We start from the raw sequence: 1,818 nt of genomic DNA on the forward strand, positions 1-1,818 counted from the left end.
ATGCCGACAGGGGAACGAGAGTCCGACACGCCGAGCAGCGCCTTAAACACGCTGATGACGGTGGCCAGCGCATTGTAAGCCGTCTTGGCGTCAGCGATGACGGATGCGGACAAGATCGAGCCCGACCCGGCAATCGCGTTTTCGATGGCGGCGGCCAGCGTATCCAGATCGGTCAGAATGCTGTCCACGCGCGTCTTCCACGTCGCGTCGTCGTAGCTGATCGTCAGCGTGGATCCGGCCGCTGTCGAGAACGCCGTCAGCGCGCCGGACAGGGCTGTATCCGCAAGGGTGACAGCGGCCATATAGGGGGCGAGCGCGGGATAGGCTGACAGGAACGAGGCCACCGTGGCAGCGGCATTCAGCCCGGCCTGGCCATAGTTCTTGACCTTGGTCACGTCCAGCGTGATCGTGGTGACGCCGTTCGTCGTGACGGTGGAGCAGGCCGCCAGCGCCAGAGCGCCTGCCAGGAATGAGGAATTGCGCAGAAAATTGCGACGGGAAGTGACCATGATGGCCTCCAAAAAAACAACCGCCTCAGAGGGCGGCATGGGTGTCAGGATTTCGGCGCGTCGGGCGGCGATATGCCCGTGCCCGGTCCAGGCGGGGTAGCCCTGCTGGTCGATGCCTCGCGGAACAGCACCGCGGCATTGGCCGCCTTGCCCCAGTTCAGGGCGAGGAAATTGAGCACGCGATAGAGCGGCCACAGCCGGGACGTGTCGTTTTGGGGGATCGGGATCTGTGTCGCGGCTGCACCTGCGGCGGCAAACACAATGCAGATCCACATGACCCAGACGTTGTAAGGCTGGGGCAGCAGGGCCGCCAGCGCAGGCAGCGAGATACCGGCCGTGGTCGCGGTTACTGTCCGCGCCACGAGAGCCGTTTTGGGCGTATCCATTGAACTGTCCTTTTGTAAAATGCGCCAGGCAACCTGCCGCAGGCGGATCAGCCTGGCAGTGACGCGGAAAATCATGCGTTGATCGCCTGCTGGAACAGGGCGACGTTGCGGCCGGCATCGGCAGCGCCCAAAGGCGTGTTGTAATGCTGCTTGTGATAGGCGCTGAGCCCGGCCGCATCATTCGCGGCGGGCAGTGGCGGGAGCGCCCGGTAATATTTCACGCGCGCCATGGCACAGGCATAGGCTAGGTTGGAAGCCATCAGCCCGGCGTCTGGCGTGCTCCGCCCAGCCACGCGGCGAAGGGCATCCGCCAGCACCGGCTGTCCGGGCAGGAAAGTCTTCCAGCAGTCGTCATGCGTGGCAGGTTCCATCTGGAACAGACCCAATGCAGGCCCGCAAATTTGCGCCAGCCACACCAGGCCGCTTTCGGCCAATGCGGTTCCTGTCAGCAGGTTGACCGCAGCGTCCGTGCCGAGGCCGATCTGGGTTACGACCGGACGCACGACCAAATGCTTGAATTGCGAAATATTCAGACCGGACATAATCATTGCCCGTGCCAGTGAGTTACAAAGAGGGCGGCGCGCACTAGGCCGTCAATACCGATCAGACCGACAGCCGCATAAATCAGGCGAATGCCGTTCTTCGCAAAATCGATAATGCGCAGCAGCCCGTTTACCGAGTTCTCCAGTCGTTCGACGGTTCGTTCCAGTGAATCGACCCGCCCCTCCAGTCGGCCGATCTCCCGGTCCAGGTTGGATGGTGCGCGCGCAGCATCATCAGTTGCGGGGAGGCCCTGTTCTGTCATCAAATTATCCAGGCATAAAAAAACCGCCTCGGAAGGCGGCCAAAAGAGTCCGTACGGGGGCGCCGTCTACGACGCTGGAGCCGCAGGCAGCGCGGTGCTGGTCGTGTCCGTGCCGCCT

At 62.9% G+C, this 1,818-nt stretch carries 4 protein-coding genes; all 4 read right to left on the reverse strand.

The annotated features are described in order from the left end of the window. On the reverse strand, window positions 1-509 hold a 509-nt coding region (locus tag J2D77_RS17070; protein WP_207847731.1), incomplete at its 3' end, for a hypothetical protein. A gap of 44 nt (window positions 510-553) precedes the next feature. Next, complete coding sequence (locus tag J2D77_RS17075) at window positions 554-895, reverse strand: hypothetical protein (RefSeq protein WP_207847733.1); 342 nt, start codon at window positions 893-895, stop codon at window positions 554-556. A 71-nt stretch (window positions 896-966) separates the two neighbouring features. Beyond that, window positions 967-1,437, reverse strand: a complete 471-nt coding sequence (locus J2D77_RS17080; protein WP_207847737.1) for a hypothetical protein — start codon at window positions 1,435-1,437, stop codon at window positions 967-969. 2 nt (window positions 1,438-1,439) lie between these two features. Next, the gene (locus tag J2D77_RS17085; protein WP_207847735.1) at window positions 1,440-1,700 is read right to left on the reverse strand and encodes a hypothetical protein; all 261 of its coding nucleotides are present in this window, start codon (window positions 1,698-1,700) and stop codon (window positions 1,440-1,442) included. Between the last annotated feature and the right edge of the window lie 118 nt (window positions 1,701-1,818).

It is taken from the genome of Acetobacter garciniae, assembly GCF_017377735.1.
GTDB classification, from domain to species: domain Bacteria; phylum Pseudomonadota; class Alphaproteobacteria; order Acetobacterales; family Acetobacteraceae; genus Acetobacter; species Acetobacter garciniae.